General features: G+C 60.5%; 14 protein-coding genes. 9 read left to right on the top strand and 5 right to left on the bottom strand.

The window, feature by feature from the left end:
* Positions 1–197 precede the first annotated feature (197 nt).
* The 4 genes from BLU01_RS21135 to BLU01_RS21120 all read left to right on the top strand — a co-directional run bounded on the left by BLU01_RS21135 (position 198) and on the right by BLU01_RS21120 (position 5,130).
* Positions 198–2,948 (top strand): response regulator, encoded by a 2,751-nt coding sequence (locus BLU01_RS21135; protein ID WP_092279146.1) that lies wholly within the window; start codon positions 198–200, stop codon positions 2,946–2,948.
* A gap of 276 nt (positions 2,949–3,224) precedes the next feature.
* Positions 3,225–4,214 (top strand): 2-hydroxyacid dehydrogenase, encoded by a 990-nt coding sequence (locus BLU01_RS21130; protein ID WP_092279144.1) that lies wholly within the window; start codon positions 3,225–3,227, stop codon positions 4,212–4,214.
* Between the two features lie 77 nt (positions 4,215–4,291).
* Entirely contained in the window at positions 4,292–4,726 is a 435-nt protein-coding gene (locus BLU01_RS21125; protein WP_092279142.1) for a hypothetical protein, read from the top strand.
* Entirely contained in the window at positions 4,726–5,130 is a 405-nt protein-coding gene (locus BLU01_RS21120) for an META domain-containing protein (RefSeq protein WP_092279140.1), read from the top strand. The genes BLU01_RS21125 and BLU01_RS21120 overlap by 1 nt, the downstream gene beginning before the upstream one ends.
* An 807-nt stretch (positions 5,131–5,937) precedes the next feature.
* On the opposite strand, the gene BLU01_RS21115 is transcribed toward BLU01_RS21120, so the two are convergent.
* Positions 5,938–6,405 (bottom strand): TlpA disulfide reductase family protein, encoded by a 468-nt coding sequence (locus BLU01_RS21115; protein ID WP_092279138.1) that lies wholly within the window; start codon positions 6,403–6,405, stop codon positions 5,938–5,940.
* Between the two features lie 114 nt (positions 6,406–6,519).
* Between BLU01_RS21115 and arsC the strand changes: the two genes are divergently transcribed.
* Genes arsC through BLU01_RS21100 form a run of 3 tightly spaced genes read left to right on the top strand, consistent with a single transcriptional unit; the run spans position 6,520 to position 7,893 of the window.
* Positions 6,520–6,873: an arsenate reductase (glutaredoxin) gene (arsC, locus tag BLU01_RS21110; RefSeq protein ID WP_092279136.1), complete on the top strand. Its 354-nt coding sequence runs from the start codon at positions 6,520–6,522 to the stop codon at positions 6,871–6,873.
* Positions 6,870–7,466 carry an NAD(P)H:quinone oxidoreductase gene (wrbA, locus tag BLU01_RS21105; protein WP_092279134.1) on the top strand — a complete coding sequence of 199 codons (597 nt, stop codon included), beginning with the start codon at positions 6,870–6,872 and terminating at the stop codon, positions 7,464–7,466. Before arsC ends, wrbA begins: the two co-directional genes overlap by 4 nt.
* A gap of 1 nt (position 7,467) precedes the next feature.
* On the top strand, positions 7,468–7,893 hold the full coding sequence (locus BLU01_RS21100; RefSeq protein WP_092279132.1) for a DUF2069 domain-containing protein: 426 nt from the start codon (positions 7,468–7,470) through the stop codon (positions 7,891–7,893).
* A gap of 100 nt (positions 7,894–7,993) precedes the next feature.
* Here BLU01_RS21100 and BLU01_RS21095 read toward each other — a convergent pair whose 3' ends face one another.
* Together BLU01_RS21095 and ttcA are read right to left on the bottom strand one after the other, a co-directional pair.
* Complete coding sequence (locus tag BLU01_RS21095) at positions 7,994–8,668, bottom strand: DNA-3-methyladenine glycosylase I (protein WP_092279130.1); 675 nt, start codon at positions 8,666–8,668, stop codon at positions 7,994–7,996.
* A gap of 183 nt (positions 8,669–8,851) precedes the next feature.
* Entirely contained in the window at positions 8,852–9,676 is an 825-nt protein-coding gene (ttcA, locus tag BLU01_RS21090; RefSeq protein WP_092279128.1) for a tRNA 2-thiocytidine(32) synthetase TtcA, read from the bottom strand.
* A gap of 449 nt (positions 9,677–10,125) precedes the next feature.
* Between ttcA and BLU01_RS21085 the strand changes: the two genes are divergently transcribed.
* Positions 10,126–10,728 (top strand): Yip1 family protein, encoded by a 603-nt coding sequence (locus tag BLU01_RS21085; protein ID WP_045061787.1) that lies wholly within the window; start codon positions 10,126–10,128, stop codon positions 10,726–10,728.
* A 182-nt stretch (positions 10,729–10,910) separates the two neighbouring features.
* Positions 10,911–11,405 carry a SprT family zinc-dependent metalloprotease gene (locus BLU01_RS21080; RefSeq protein WP_092279126.1) on the top strand — a complete coding sequence of 165 codons (495 nt, stop codon included), beginning with the start codon at positions 10,911–10,913 and terminating at the stop codon, positions 11,403–11,405.
* Positions 11,406–11,524: 119 nt separating this feature from the next.
* Here BLU01_RS21080 and BLU01_RS21075 read toward each other — a convergent pair whose 3' ends face one another.
* Entirely contained in the window at positions 11,525–12,706 is a 1,182-nt protein-coding gene (locus tag BLU01_RS21075) for a CaiB/BaiF CoA transferase family protein (RefSeq protein WP_092279124.1), read from the bottom strand.
* Between the two features lie 174 nt (positions 12,707–12,880).
* On the bottom strand, positions 12,881–14,215 hold the full coding sequence (locus BLU01_RS21070; RefSeq protein WP_092279122.1) for a dicarboxylate/amino acid:cation symporter: 1,335 nt from the start codon (positions 14,213–14,215) through the stop codon (positions 12,881–12,883).
* Between the last annotated feature and the right edge of the window lie 230 nt (positions 14,216–14,445).

The following is a 14,445-nucleotide window of genomic DNA, read 5'->3' as shown; positions in this document are numbered from 1 at the left end:
TCTCAGTTGGCGATTATTCAAGATTGCCTCGTCAGGGGCAACCCAAGGTTTGCCGGGCGGGCGAAAGCGCCGATCCGACCGACGAATGACGACATCAATTTACGAAGATTGCCCGCAAGCAAATCGCTACACTGCGCAAGTGGTGCGTGCCGGATGCACGCGCGGGTCTAATAAATAGCGGGATGCAGGAGAAATGCGTGCTCAAGAAACTGGGAATTAAAGGCCGCGTGCTGTTGCTGACCTTGCTGCCGACCAGCCTGATGGCATTGGTCCTGGGCGGCTATTTCACCTGGACGCAGCAATCGGACCTGCAAACCCAATTGATGCAGCGTGGCGAGATGATCGCCGAGCAACTGGCGCCGCTGGTAGCCCCGGCCATGGGCCACCAGAACACCGAATTGCTCGAGCGCATCGCCACCCTGTCGCTGGAACAGACCGACGTGCGCGCCGTGACTTTCCTCGCGCCCGACCGCACGCCGCTGGCCCACGCCGGGCCGACCATGCTCAACGCCGCGCCGATCGGCAACGGTGCGCACATGCTCCGGCGCAGCGGCAATGACGCCACCCGCTACTTGCTGCCGGTGTTCGGCAAGCACCGTAATTTCGCCGGCGAGCTGATTCCCGACGAGTCGGAACGCCTGCTCGGCTGGGTCGAACTCGAACTCACGCACAACGGCATGCTGCTGCGCGGTTACCGCAGCCTGTTCGCCAGCCTGCTGTTGATCGCCGCCGGGCTGGCCGGCGCGGCGTTGCTGGCGTTGCGCATGGGTCGCACGATCAACCGGCCGATCAGCCAGATCAAACTGGCGGTGGCGCAACTCAAGGACGGTCATCTGGAAACCCGCTTGCCGCCGCTCGGCAGCCAGGAATTGGATGAGCTGGCGTCCGGCATCAACCGCATGGCCGGCACCCTGCAAAACGCGCAGGAAGAATTGCAACACAGCGTCGATCAGGCCACCGAAGACGTCCGGCAGAATCTGGAAACCATCGAAATCCAGAACATCGAGCTGGACCTGGCGCGCAAGGAAGCGCTGGAAGCGAGCCGGATCAAATCCGAGTTCCTCGCCAACATGAGCCATGAAATCCGCACGCCGCTGAACGGCATTCTCGGCTTCACTCATCTGCTGCAAAAAAGTGAACTGACCCCGCGCCAGCTCGATTATCTGGGCACCATCGAGAAATCCGCCGACAGCCTGCTGGGGATCATCAACGAGATTCTCGACTTTTCGAAAATCGAGGCCGGCAAACTGGTGCTCGACAATATTCCGTTCAACCTGCGCGATCTGCTGCAGGACACGCTGACCATCCTCGCCCCCGCCGCCCACGCCAAACAGCTGGAATTGGTCAGTCTGGTGTATCGCGACACGCCGCTGTCGCTGATCGGCGACCCGCTGCGGCTCAAGCAGATTCTGACCAACCTGGTGAGCAACGCGATCAAGTTCACCCGCGAAGGCACGATCGTCGCCCGCGCCATGCTCGAAGAAGAACACGACGACAGCGTGCAGTTGCGCATCAGCATTCAGGACACCGGCATCGGCCTGTCGAATCAGGACGTGCGCGCGTTGTTCCAGGCGTTCAGTCAGGCTGACAATTCACTCTCGCGGCAGCCGGGTGGCACTGGGCTGGGGTTGGTGATTTCCAAGCGTTTGATCGAACAGATGGGCGGCGAAATCGGCGTCGACAGCACGCCGGGCGAAGGCTCGGAGTTCTGGATCAGCCTGAGCCTGCCAAAAACCCGCGACGATGCCGAAGATCTGCCCGGCCCACCTTTGCTCGGGCGGCGGGTGGCGGTGCTGGAAAACCACGAACTGGCGCGCCAGGCGTTGCAGCATCAATTGGAAGACTGCGGCCTCGAAGTCACGCCGTTCAATACTCTGGAAAGTTTGACCAATGGCGTCACTGGCGCGCATCAAACCGATCAGGCGATTGATCTGGCGGTGCTCGGCATCACCAGCAACGACATGCCGCCAGAACGCCTCAACCAGCACATCTGGGACCTCGAACACCTCGGCTGCAAAGTGCTGGTGCTGTGCCCGACCACCGAGCAGACGCTGTTCCATCTCTCGGTGCCCAACCCGCACAGTCAGTTGCAGGCGAAACCGGCGTGCACGCGCAAGCTGCGTCGGGCGCTGGCCGATCTGGTCAACCCGCGCCAGCAGCGCAGCGAGCCCGGCGAACCGGTGTCCAGCCGCGCGCCGAAAGTGCTGTGCGTCGACGACAACCCGGCGAATTTGTTGCTGGTGCAAACCTTGCTCGAAGACATGGGCGCGAAAGTGCTCGCCGTCGAGAGCGGTTACGCCGCAGTTAAAGCGGTGCAGAGCGAAACCTTCGATCTGGTGCTGATGGACGTGCAAATGCCTGGCATGGACGGGCGCCAGAGCACCGAAGCGATTCGCCAGTGGGAAAGTGAGCGGCATTGCACGCCGCTGCCAATCGTCGCCCTCACCGCCCATGCGATGGCCAACGAAAAACGCGCGCTGCTGCAAAGCGGCATGGACGACTACCTGACCAAACCGATCAGCGAGCGGCAACTGGCGCAAGTGGTGTTGAAATGGACCGGGCTGGCCCTGCGCAATCAGGGGCCGGAGCGCTCCAGCGACAGCCATGGCGGCAGCGAATTGCTGGTGCTCGATCACGAAGAAGGTTTGCGTCTGGCTGCGGGCAAGGCTGATCTGGCGGCGGACATGCTGGCGATGCTGCTGGCCTCGCTGGAAGCTGATCGCGAGGCGATTCGCGTGGCCCGCGAGGCGAACGACCAGAATGCGTTGATCGAACGCGTGCATCGCCTGCACGGCGCGACGCGCTATTGCGGCGTTCCGCAGCTGCGGGCTGCGTGTCAGCGCAGCGAGACGTTGCTCAAGCAACAGGACCCGAAAGCGGCGGCGGCCCTCGAAGAACTGGAGCGCTCGATCAACCGGCTGGCCATGCAGGCACGCATCAGCGCGTGATCCAGGGCAACACGCCAAAATCCGCAAAACGCTAGGATCCCGAAATCCCCAAACCGCTACGATCGGTTTTTTGTAGCAGCTGCCGAGCCTGCGAGGCTGCGTTCGGCTGCGCAGCAGTCGTAAAATCAGCCGCCTCGGTGTATCAGGTGAACCGCATTCACCGGATTGACGACGGCTGCGCCGCCGAACGCAGCCTCGCAGGCTCGGCAGCTGCTACAGGGCTACAAAGCTACAAAGCGGCGGGGCGGCTACAGTGGTTTTTTCCAGGAGGACGACATGCGCACTATTCTTTTCAGCAGCCAGACTTACGATCGCGAGAGTTTTCTCGCTGCCGATTTGCCCGCCGGTATCGCATTGCAGTTTCAACCGGCGCGTCTGAGCGTTGATACGGTGGCGCTGGCCGAACATCACGAAGTGGTGTGCGCGTTCATCAATGATGACCTCAGCGCGCCAGTGCTTGAACACTTGGCGGCCGGCGGCACGCGCCTGATCGCCCTGCGCTCGGCGGGTTACAACCATGTCGATCTGCTGGCGGCGCACCGTCTGGGACTGGCGATTGTGCGGGTTCCGGCCTACTCGCCGCATGCGGTGGCCGAACATGCGGTGGCGCTGATCCTCGCGCTCAATCGACGTTTGCACCGCGCCTACAATCGCACCCGCGAAGGCGATTTCAGCCTGCACGGACTGACCGGTTTTGACCTTTTCGGCAAGACTGTCGGCGTGGTCGGCACCGGGCAGATCGGCGCGACGTTCGCAAAAATCATGAACGGTTTTGGCTGCCAGTTGCTGGCCTACGACCCCTTCCCCAATCCGCAAGTCGAAGCCCTCGGCGCACGTTACTTGAGCCTGCCCGAGCTGCTGGCCGAGTCGCAGATCATCAGCCTGCATTGCCCGCTCAACGCGCAAAGCAAACACCTGATCAACCGCGAGTCGCTGGCGCACCTGCAACCGGGGGCGATGCTGATCAATACCGGGCGCGGCGGATTGGTGGATACACCGGCGCTGATCGACGCATTAAAGGACGGTCAGCTGGGTTATCTGGGGCTCGACGTGTATGAAGAAGAGGCGCAGCTGTTTTTCGAAGATCGCTCGGACCTGCCGCTGCAAGACGATGTGCTGGCGCGCTTGCTGACGTTTCCCAACGTGATCATCACCGCGCATCAGGCCTTCCTCACGCGCGAAGCGCTGGGCGCGATTGCCGCGACGACCTTGCACAACATCGCGGCGTGGGCGGCCGGGACGCCGCAGAATCTGGTCGAGGGCTGAACCTGATCGAAGGTCACACGCCCGCGCCATGCTGCGCCGATGCCCGTGCTAGCATACCGCGCATATTTGGAGGACCCATGGTCGAACACGATTTCCGCTACAACCTGATGAACCCGCAGCACACCCTGACCGAATGCCGCGCCCTGGTGCCGGGGCGTTATCAAGTCACCGGCAATGGCGGCTCGATTCGCAACAATGACGTGCTGGTCGTCACCCTCAAAGGTGCCAAGGACTTGTCCATGCGCCTGACCGTCGAAACCGTTCGCCACTTGATCAACCCGCCCGGCCAATGGGTCGCGGTGGCCAGTGGTCCGGTGTTCGGCGAACTGGCGATCCATACGTGGAAGGTCAACTGCGACAGCTGCGCCAAAGAACTGAGCTTCGAGTTCGCGGTCGACGCCAAGCTCGGCAACAAGGCCGAAAAGCCTGCCGCCACCGCGCGGATTGCCGAGTTGGGCTGGTCCACCGTTGGCGACAAACACCTGTGTCCGAAATGTCAGGAGCCCGCGTGATGAAACGTTTGGCTCTGGCGGCGATGGTCGGCGCCAGCCTGATGGGCTGCGCCGCCGAACCGGTTCAACTGCAACACAACCGCAGCTACATTCTGGAATGGATCGGCGAACGGCCATTGATGGATTACAGCCACTTGACCATTACCCTGGGCGACGACGGTCGCGCCTACGGTAACGGCGGCTGCAACCATTGGTTCGCACCGTACACGCAGGACGGCGACAAGCTGAGTTTCGGCAAAATCGGCAGCACCCGCAAACTCTGCGCGCCAGCGCTGATGGAGCAGGAAAAACGCTTCCTGCAAGCGCTGGAAAACGTGCAGCGCTGGGACATCTCGCCGATCGACCAGATGCGCTTCTGGCCCGCCGAAGGCAAGCCGCTGCGCTGGTGGCTTGAAGAGGGTTGATTGGCTGTTCGAGTGTGTTCCGTCAGCCAGATCCACCCCTCACCCTAACCCTCTCCCCAGAGGGTAGAGGGGACTGACTGAGTTGCTCTTGGAGCTACATCGACCTGGAAAACCGAGTCGAACTCAGGATTTGGAAAGCATGCGGTCTGCTCCCTTTCCCCTTCTCCACTGTGGGGAGAGGGGACTGACTGAGTTGCTTTTGGAGCTACATCGACCTGGAAAACCGAGTCGAACTCAGGATTTGGAAAGCATGCGGTCTGCTCCCTTTCCCCCTCTCCCCTGTGGGGAGAGGGCTGGGGTGAGGGGCTGGATCCAACGATCAACACCCATTTCAGTCCTGCTCAGTTCGTCGCTTTCAACTCTTCAAGTCCCTGAAAACCGAGCCGAACTCAGGATTTGAAAAGCATGCGGTCTGCTCCCTTTCCCCCCTCTCCCCTGTGGGGAGAGGGCTGGGGTGAGGGGCTGGATCCAACGATCAACACCCATTTCAGTCCTGCTCAGTTCGTCGCTTTCAACTCTTCAAGTCCCTGAAAACCGAGCCGAACTCAGGGTTTGAAAAGCATGCGGTCTGCTCCCTTTCCCCCTCTCCCCTGTGGGGAGAGGGCTGGGGTGAGGGGCTGGATCCAGGGATCAACACCCATTTCAGTCCTGCTCAGTTCGTCGCTTTCAACTCTTCAAGTCCCTGAAAACCGAGTCGAACTCAGGAGTTGAAAAGCATGCGGTCTGCCCCCTTTCCCCCTCTCCCCTGTGGGGAGAGGGCTGGGGTGAGGGGCTGGATCCAAGGATCAACACCCATTTCAGTCCTGCTCAGTTCGTCGCTTTCAACTCTTCAAGTTTTGCCATCACCCCCGCCGCTGTCTGCTCGCCCATCAGCTGTTCGCGTACTTTGCCCTGGTTGTCGATGATGTACGTCACCGGCAGCGCTTCGCTGCGTGGCAAATCGAAAACCTCCGCCGGGTCCTGCGCCAGCACCGTGAACTTGATCCCGAGTTTGTCGCTGGCGCTCTTCAGCTCTTCGCCCTGCACATTGTCGAAGTTGACCCCGAACACGCCGATCTTCTTGCTCTTCAATTCTTCAGCCAAAGTGTTCAATTCCGGGATCTCGGTACGACACGGTCCGCACCATTCGGCCCAGTAATTGACCACCAGCCATTGTTTATCGAGTCGCCCGGACGCGACTTTCTGACCGTCCTGGTCAATCCCGTAGTCGTTACCGCAGCCCCCCAGCATCAACGCGCCGATGATCGCCAATGCCGCTGCCAATCGCCTTGTCATGTGGTTTTCCTTGTTCAAAATTGAATGCGCCTGCGACCCATCGCCTCCCGAGGTTCTGGATTGCGCGCTGCACAGTTAGAATAACCGCCACATTACGCAAGATGCGACCCGCACATGACCGATCTGACGCTTTATCACAACCCGCGCTGCTCGAAATCCCGCGGTGCGCTGGAACTGCTCGAAGCCCGTGGCCTGACCCCGACCGTGGTTCGCTACCTCGAAACCCCGCTGGACGCCGCGCAATTGCAGGGCTTGCTGAACAAGCTCGGCATCACCGCACGCGAACTGCTGCGCACCGGTGAGGACGAATACAAAACCCTCAACCTGGCCGACGCGACGCTGACCGAGGCGCAATTGATTGCCGCCATCGCCGCGCACCCGAAACTCATGGAGCGCCCGATTCTCGAAGTGGGCGATAAAGCCGTCATCGGCCGTCCGCCGGAGAATGTCCTGGAGTTGCTGCCGTGAGCGCGCCGTACATTCTGGTTTTGTATTACAGCCGCAGCGGCTCGACCAATGAAATGGCCCGGCAGATTGCCCGTGGCGTCGAGCAGTCGGGCATGGAAGCGCGCCTGCGCACGGTGCCGGCGATTTCCACCGAGTGCGAAGCCGTGTCGCCGGACATCCCGGACGCAGGCGCGTTGTACGCCAGCCTCGACGATTTGAAAAACTGCGCCGGCCTCGCCCTCGGCAGCCCGACGCGTTTCGGCAACATGGCGGCGCCGCTGAAATACTTTCTCGACGGCACCAGCAACCTGTGGCTGACCGGCGCCCTCGTCGGCAAACCGGCCGGCGTGTTCACCTCCACCGCGAGCCTGCACGGCGGCCAGGAAACCACCCTGCTGTCGATGATGTTGCCGTTGTTGCACCACGGCATGCTGATCACCGGCCTGCCCTACAGCGAATCGGCATTGCTGGAAACCCGTGGTGGTGGCACGCCCTACGGCGCCAGCCACCACGCCGGCGCTGACGGCAAACTCGGTTTGAACGAACATGAAGTTTCGCTGTGCCGGGCTCTGGGCCTGCGCCTGGCCAAAACCGCCCAGAAACTGGAGGGCTGAGATGGCCAGGAAGCCGAAAATTCTGCCGTCGATCGAATGGCTCGAACCGCGCGTGCGGGCGATGCGCGTGATCAGCCTGCTGTGCTTTTTTGCCCTGGTGGGTTTGCTCTGCGGTTATTACTTGCTGGTCGCCGACCTGCACGGCGCGCGACCGTGGGTGATTCTGCTGATCGAGCTGGTGCCGCTGCTGTTGCTGGCGCCGGGGATGATCGTCGGCAGCGCGCGTGGGCATTCGTGGATGTGTTTTGTGGTGAATCTGTATTTCATCAAAGGCGCATTGGCCGCGTATGACCCGAACCGGCAGTTGTTCGGCCTGCTGGAAATGGGCGCGAGCCTGGCAGTGTTTTGTTCGGCGTTGCTGTATGTGCGGTGGCGGTTTCAGTTGAATCGCAAGCTGGCTGGCGAGGGCGAAATCTCGGTTGGCTGATCTGACGCCTTCGCGGGCAAGCCTCGCTCCTACAGGGGATTTGTGAACGACACAAATCCAATGTGGAAGCGAGCTTGCTCGCGATGCAGGCAACTCGGTCTCAGTGGTTGACCGTATACGCCAGCATCATCGATATCTGGCTCATCGGCCGCCCGCCGCTCTGTTCATGCCACTGGTTGAACACGTCTTGCACCAACGCCAGATCACGCTGGCTGGTCGGCACTTTGTCGACGATCTTCTGCGCATTCAGTCCCGCGACCACGTCGTAGCTCGGCACAAACGTGTCCTTGCCGACCATGCGCAAAAACCGCGGTGCCGACAGCCCGCCGAGTTGATGGCCGCGCTTTTTCAGGAAGGTCCACAACCCGACAATATCGGTCACCGGCCACTCGGCGATCAGTTCGCCGAAGCTGCCCTTCTCGTGCGTCACATCGAGAATGAACTGCGCATTGCGCGGCACGCTTTTGAGCTTGCCCAAGTGGCGGATGATCCGCGCGTCCTGCATCAGGCGTTCGAGGTGCTCGGCGCTCATCAGCACGACTTTTTCCGGGTCGAACCTGAAAAACACTTCTTCGAAAGACGGCCACTTGGCGTCCACCAGACTGTGCTTGAGCCCGGCGCGGAAAACGCGCAGCGCCATGGTCGAGAGGTAACGGTCGTCGCTGATCTTGCGCAATTGTGCCGGGGTCTTGGGTACCGGCAGATGGGCTTCCAGTTCAGCCGCTGAACCAAAACGGTTCAGACAGTACTCGTGTAGCCACTTGTAATCGCGCATGCCCTCTCCTGAGGATTGAAATATAAAAACCGTGGGAGCGCGCGAGCTGTGGCGAGGGGGTTTGCCCCCGTTTGAGTGCGTAGCACTCACAAAATCTCCGACAACGCGGCGATTTTGCGGCCGCTTCGCAGCCCAACGGGGGCAAGCCCCCTCGCCACAGGGCCCGCTCCCGAACAATGTTGTTCAGAGGTTGACGACGTTGACGAAGCGCGACGCGGCGCTTTCGTCGATCTTCAAACTGCCGAAGTCGAACAGGTTGCGGTCCGCCAATTGCGACGGCTGCACATTCTGCAAACTGCGGAATATGCTTTCGACGCGGCCCGGGGTCTTGCGTTCCCATTCTTGCAACATGTCCTTGACCACCTGGCGTTGCAGGTTCTCCTGCGAGCCGCAGAGGTTGCACGGGATGATCGGGAATTGCTTGAGGTCCGAGTAGGCCTGGATGTCTTTTTCGTTGCAGTAAGCCAGTGGCCGGATCACCACGTTGCGGCCATCGTCGGCGCGCAGCTTCGGCGGCATGGCTTTGAGCGAACCGTTGAAAAACATGTTGAGGAAAAACGTTTCGACGATGTCGTCGCGATGGTGACCGAGGGCCATTTTGGTTGCGCCGATTTCGTCGGCGAAGGTGTACAGCGTGCCGCGACGCAGGCGTGAACACAGCGAACACGTGGTCTTGCCTTCCGGGATCAATTCCTTGACCACCGAGTACGTGTCTTTTTCGACGATGTGATACTCGACGCCCAGCGATTTCAGGTAGGCCGGCAATACGTGCTCGGGGAAACCCGGCTGCTTCTGGTCCATGTTCACGGCGACGATGTCGAACTTGATCGGCGCGACCTTCTGAAAGTGCATCAGCACGTCGAGCATGGTGTAACTGTCCTTGCCACCGGACAGGCAGACCATGACCTTGTCGCCGTCTTCAATCATGTTGAAATCGGCAACAGCCTCACCGGCCTGGCGGCGAAGGCGCTTTTGCAATTTGTTCTGGTTGACCGTGAGAGTGCCCATGCAACGAATCCGTGAGGTGTGACGAAAGGCCAGCATTTTACGCAAAAATCCAGCATGGGCGAAGGGCTGCCGATTACCGCAACCCTCCCCCTCCCATGTAGCAGCTGGCGAAGCCTGCGTTCGGCGACGCAGTCGTCGCTGATCCGGTACACGCGATACGACTGATACACCGAGGCGGCTGGTTTTACGACGACTTCGTCGCCGAACGCAGGCTTCGCCAGCTGCTACAGGTTTGCGGTGCTGCTGAAGTGTTAATGCACAGACCTGCCGGCGATTAACAGCGATCTTTACAGCGCGATTTGCTCTAAAGCCCCGCAACCCGTGGCGTGCAGACCTTTCTATACTCCGACATAAGGTCGCACACGTATTCAGACCTTTCCTTACTTGGCCACTTTGGCCCGTAGGCGCTCCGCTGGGGGGCGATGGTAATAACAAGAGGAGTGACTGGCATGATCCATCACGTAGTGGGGCTCTTCACCCACCCCGACCAGGAATGGAAAGAAATCCGTGGCGACCAGGAGGAAAGCATCAGCCACATGTACCTCACCCACACGCTGATCCTGGCGGCGATCCCGGCGGTCTCGGCGTTTATCGGTACCACGCAGGTCGGCTGGGTCATCGGCAATCGGGCGCCGGTGATGCTGACTCAGGAAAGCGCGCTGTGGATGACGATCATGTCTTACCTGGCGATGCTCGGCGGCGTGGCGGTGATGGGCGCATTTGTGCACTGGATGGCTCGCACGTATGACGCCAATCCGAGCCTGGCCCGTTGCGTTGCCTTCGCCACTTACACGGCGACACCGCTGTTCATCGGCGGATTGGCGGCGTTGTATCCGCATATGTGGCTGGGAATGGTCGTCGGCACGGCTGCCATTTGCTACACGGTGTACCTGCTGTATGTAGGGTTGCCGACGTTCATGAACATTCCATCGGACGAGGGTTTTCTGTTTTCCAGTTCAGTGCTTGCCGTCGGCCTGGTGGTGCTGGTGGCCATCATGGCGTTTACCGTGATCGTCTGGGGACTCGGCGTGGGGCCGGTCTATACCAATTAGCCATCAGCCAGGAATGGCCACGGCACTAGACCAACAGACCAAGATCTGCCAACACAGGCCGCCACCGGGCGGCCTTTTAATGGCTGGCGCAAAACGCCCGGGACAACGACCATTCGGCGCCTGACTGATTCGCAAGTCCCGAGGGTTGCGGCATACTCGACGCCTCTGGAGACCCATCAAGCATGCCCGAGCAACTCAATACCCGCGTCGAAGACTGTTACCAACAAGCCGAATCCTTTTTCAAACGAACTTTCAAACGCCCCGTGGTGAGCCTCAAGCTGCGTGGGCAAAAGGCCGGTGTCGCGCATTTGCACGAGAACCTGCTGCGTTTCAACCCGCAGTTGTACCGGGAAAACAGCGAAGATTTCCTCAAGCAAACCGTGGCCCACGAGGTCGCGCACCTGATCGCGCATCAATTGTTTGGCGATCGCATTCAGCCGCACGGCGAAGAATGGCAACTGATCATGCGCGGCGTTTACGAACTGCCGCCGAATCGTTGCCACACCTATGACGTGAAACGCCGCAGCGTGACGCGATACATCTACAAGTGCCCGTGCGCCGACAGCGATTTCCCGTTTTCGGCGCAGCGCCATAGCCTGGTGCGCCAGGGTCGGCGTTATCTGTGCCGGCGCTGCCGCAGCACATTGGTGTTCAGCGGCGAGATGCGTGTCGAGTAAGTCAGATTTTTGTGTGCATGCCGGCCTCATCGCGAGCAAGCTCGCTCCCACAGGGGATAATCGGCGCGACTCAGCCCCATGTGGGAGCGAGCTTGCTCGCGATGGCGTCTGGGTAGGCGCTACGCGATCACCTTGGCACGCCGCAATTGCTCAATCCGCTGCACACTCAACCCCAGTTCCGCCAACACCTGATCCGTATGCTCACCGATCGCCGCGCCGATAAAGCGTGGCGCCGGCAAGCCTTCGGAAAATTTCAGCGGACACGCCATCTGCGCCTGCGTCGAGCCATCCGCGCGCGGCACTTGCGTTACCAGTGCCCGCGCCTGCAACTGCGGATGCTGCAACGCTTCGCCGACGCTCAGAACCGGTTCGACACACGCATCGACGCCGGCAAACAACGCGCACAACTCAGCAAAGTCACGCTTCTCGAATTCCATTTTCAGCTCATTTTTCAACGCCTGTTGCTGCTCCGGTTTAGTCGATAAACCCTGCGCCGCCAGCTCCGGGCGACCCAGCGCCGAACACAGTTGCTGCATGAACGCCGGTTCGAGGCTGCCCACCGACATCCAGCGGCCATCGCGCGAGCGGTAGTAGTCGTAGAAGCTGCCGCCATTGAGCATCTGCTCTTCGCACTCGGGCTCGACGCCGCAAGCCAGGTAACCGGCGCCAGCCATCGCGTTAAGGCTGAACGCGCAGTCGGTCATGCTCACGTCCAGATGCTGCCCCTGCCCGCTGTGCTGGCGCGCGATCACTGCCGCGAGCAGGCCGATCACGCCGTGCAGCGAGCCACCGGCGATGTCCGCCACTTGCATGCCCAGCGGCAGTGGGCCGCTGTCGGCGCGGCCGGTGTAGCTCGACAATCCGGCCAACGCCAGATAGTTGATGTCGTGGCCGGCGCGTTCCTTGTACGGGCCGGTCTGGCCGTAGCCGGTAATCGACACGTAAATCAGCTTCGGGTTGATCGCCTTCAGCGCTTCATAACCCAGGCCCAGCCGCTCCATCACACCGGGACGAAACTGTTCGAGCAGGATGTCGTGGTCCTGCAGCAATTGCTTGATCAGCTCCAGCGCTTGCGGTTGCTTGAGGTCCAGCGCCAGGCTGCGCTTGTTGCGGTTGAGGTAGGCGTGGCTGGCCGACACCCCTTGATCGTGCGGCGGCAACACGCGCAGCAGATCGGCGCGGGTCGGCGATTCGATACGTAGCACTTCGGCGCCCATGTCCGCCAGCAACAAAGAGGCGAACGGCCCCGGCAGCAGTGTCGAGAAATCCAGAACCTTGAGTGATGCCAGTGGACCGAGCATGAATGTTCCCCGTTTGCGAAGGCTTGTATGCAATGGCTTGAGCCTAGGCAGGCAATCGCATTGCGGCAATCACTTGATGTGTCAGCAACTGTGACCGTTACGCTCAAATCGCAGGCATGAAAAAACCCGCCGAAGCGGGTTTTTCAATGCAGCTCAGATTAAGTGCAGCTGAGTTTACTTGACGTTGCTTGGGGTTGGGCCTTCAGCCACGCCCAGGTCGTCTTCAACGCGCTCGTCAGAGATACCACGACCGCCCGAGGCCAGCTCGGTGTTCAAGGTGTCGACGTCGAGTTCCTTGACCCACTTGGCCACAACCAGCGTGGCCACGGCGTTACCGACCAGGTTGGTCAGCGCGCGGGCTTCGGACATGAAGCGGTCGATGCCGAGGATCAGCGCCAGACCGGCAACCGGCAAGTGGCCTACTGCCGACAGGGTGGCGGCGAGGACGATGAAGCCCGAACCGGTCACGCCAGCCGCGCCTTTGGAGGACAGCAGCAACACCACCAACAGAGTGATCTGGTGCGTGATGTCCATGTGCGTGTCAGTTGCCTGGGCAATGAACACCGCAGCCATGGTCAGGTAGATCGCGGTGCCGTCGAGGTTGAACGAGTAACCGGTCGGAATGACCAGGCCAACCACGGATTTCTGTGCGCCCAGACGCTCCATTTTGATCAGCATGCGCGGCAGTACCGATTCCGAAGAAGAAGTACCCAACACGATCAGCAGTTCTTCACGGATGTAGCGAATCACTTTCAGCACGCTGAAGCCGTGAGCGCGAGCGATACCGCCCAGCACGATCAGGACGAACAGCAGGCAGGTGATGTAGAAGCACGCCATCAACTGACCCAGTTGCACCAGCGAGCCGACACCGTAGGCACCGATGGTGAACGCCATGGCACCGAAGGCACCGATCGGCGCGAGTTTCATGATCATGTTGATGATGTTGAACATCACGTGGGCGAAGCGATCGATCAGGTCCAGCAGCGGCCGACCGAACGAACCGAGGCGATGCAGGGCGAAACCGAAGATCACCGAGAACATCAGCACTTGCAGGATGTCACCGGTGGCGAACGCGCCGACGATGGTGTTCGGGATCACGTTGAGCAGGAAGCCAACGACGCTTTGATCAGCACCGGCCGCTACGTACTGCGCGACTTTGGAGGCATCCAGGGTGGTCACGTCGATGTGCATGCCGGCGCCCGGCTGCACGATGTTGACCACGACCAGACCCACCAGCAAAGCGATGGTCGAGACGATTTCGAAGTACAGCAGCGCATAGCCGCCGGTTTTGCCGACCGATTTCATGCTCTGCATGCCAGCGATACCGCTGACGACGGTGCAGAAGATAATCGGCGCGATGATCATTTTGATCAGCTTGATGAACCCGTCACCCAATGGCTTGAGGGCCACACCGGTCTGCGGATAGAAGTGACCGATCAGAATGCCGATGATGATGGCAACGATCACCTGGAAATACAGGGATTTGTACAGTGGCTGACGAGTCGTCATTGCAAAGTTCCTCAAGAGTGCCCGATGACAACATCCATCTGTTGCCCAAGACACTTCAATTGCGAACCCTCCTGCACTGGAGGGATTTGTTTTGTCGAGCTGCGCAGCGGCAGGCATCTACCGCTTGTATCGCAAAGCCCGTGCCACCTTCACGAGAATCCCGGCAAGCCTTTTGACATCAGGGGCTGCAGGTTTTTGCCGCGCTGCAACGCACCGCGCAATGTGGCGGA

The sequence above is a fragment of the Pseudomonas prosekii genome (genome assembly GCF_900105155.1).
Taxonomy (GTDB): domain Bacteria; phylum Pseudomonadota; class Gammaproteobacteria; order Pseudomonadales; family Pseudomonadaceae; genus Aquipseudomonas; species Aquipseudomonas prosekii.
The sequence above is the reverse complement of the archived record's forward strand: the minus strand, read 5'-3'. Positions and strand labels throughout refer to the sequence as shown.

Bases quoted from the DNA above. Each gene is read 5' to 3' on its own strand.
- BLU01_RS21130 (WP_092279144.1), top strand. From the start codon at position 3,225: ATGCGCACTATTCTTTTCAGCAGCCAGACTTACGATCGCGAGAGTTTT.
- BLU01_RS21125 (WP_092279142.1), top strand. From the start codon at position 4,292: ATGGTCGAACACGATTTCCGCTACAACCTGATGAACCCGCAGCACACC.
- BLU01_RS21120 (WP_092279140.1), top strand. From the start codon at position 4,726: ATGAAACGTTTGGCTCTGGCGGCGATGGTCGGCGCCAGCCTGATGGGC.
- BLU01_RS21115 (WP_092279138.1), bottom strand. From the start codon at position 6,405: ATGACAAGGCGATTGGCAGCGGCATTGGCGATCATCGGCGCGTTGATG.
- arsC (WP_092279136.1), top strand. From the start codon at position 6,520: ATGACCGATCTGACGCTTTATCACAACCCGCGCTGCTCGAAATCCCGC.
- BLU01_RS21100 (WP_092279132.1), top strand. From the start codon at position 7,468: ATGGCCAGGAAGCCGAAAATTCTGCCGTCGATCGAATGGCTCGAACCG.
- BLU01_RS21095 (WP_092279130.1), bottom strand. From the start codon at position 8,668: ATGCGCGATTACAAGTGGCTACACGAGTACTGTCTGAACCGTTTTGGT.
- ttcA (WP_092279128.1), bottom strand. From the start codon at position 9,676: ATGGGCACTCTCACGGTCAACCAGAACAAATTGCAAAAGCGCCTTCGC.
- BLU01_RS21085 (WP_045061787.1), top strand. From the start codon at position 10,126: ATGATCCATCACGTAGTGGGGCTCTTCACCCACCCCGACCAGGAATGG.
- BLU01_RS21080 (WP_092279126.1), top strand. From the start codon at position 10,911: ATGCCCGAGCAACTCAATACCCGCGTCGAAGACTGTTACCAACAAGCC.
- BLU01_RS21075 (WP_092279124.1), bottom strand. From the start codon at position 12,706: ATGCTCGGTCCACTGGCATCACTCAAGGTTCTGGATTTCTCGACACTG.
- BLU01_RS21070 (WP_092279122.1), bottom strand. From the start codon at position 14,215: ATGACGACTCGTCAGCCACTGTACAAATCCCTGTATTTCCAGGTGATC.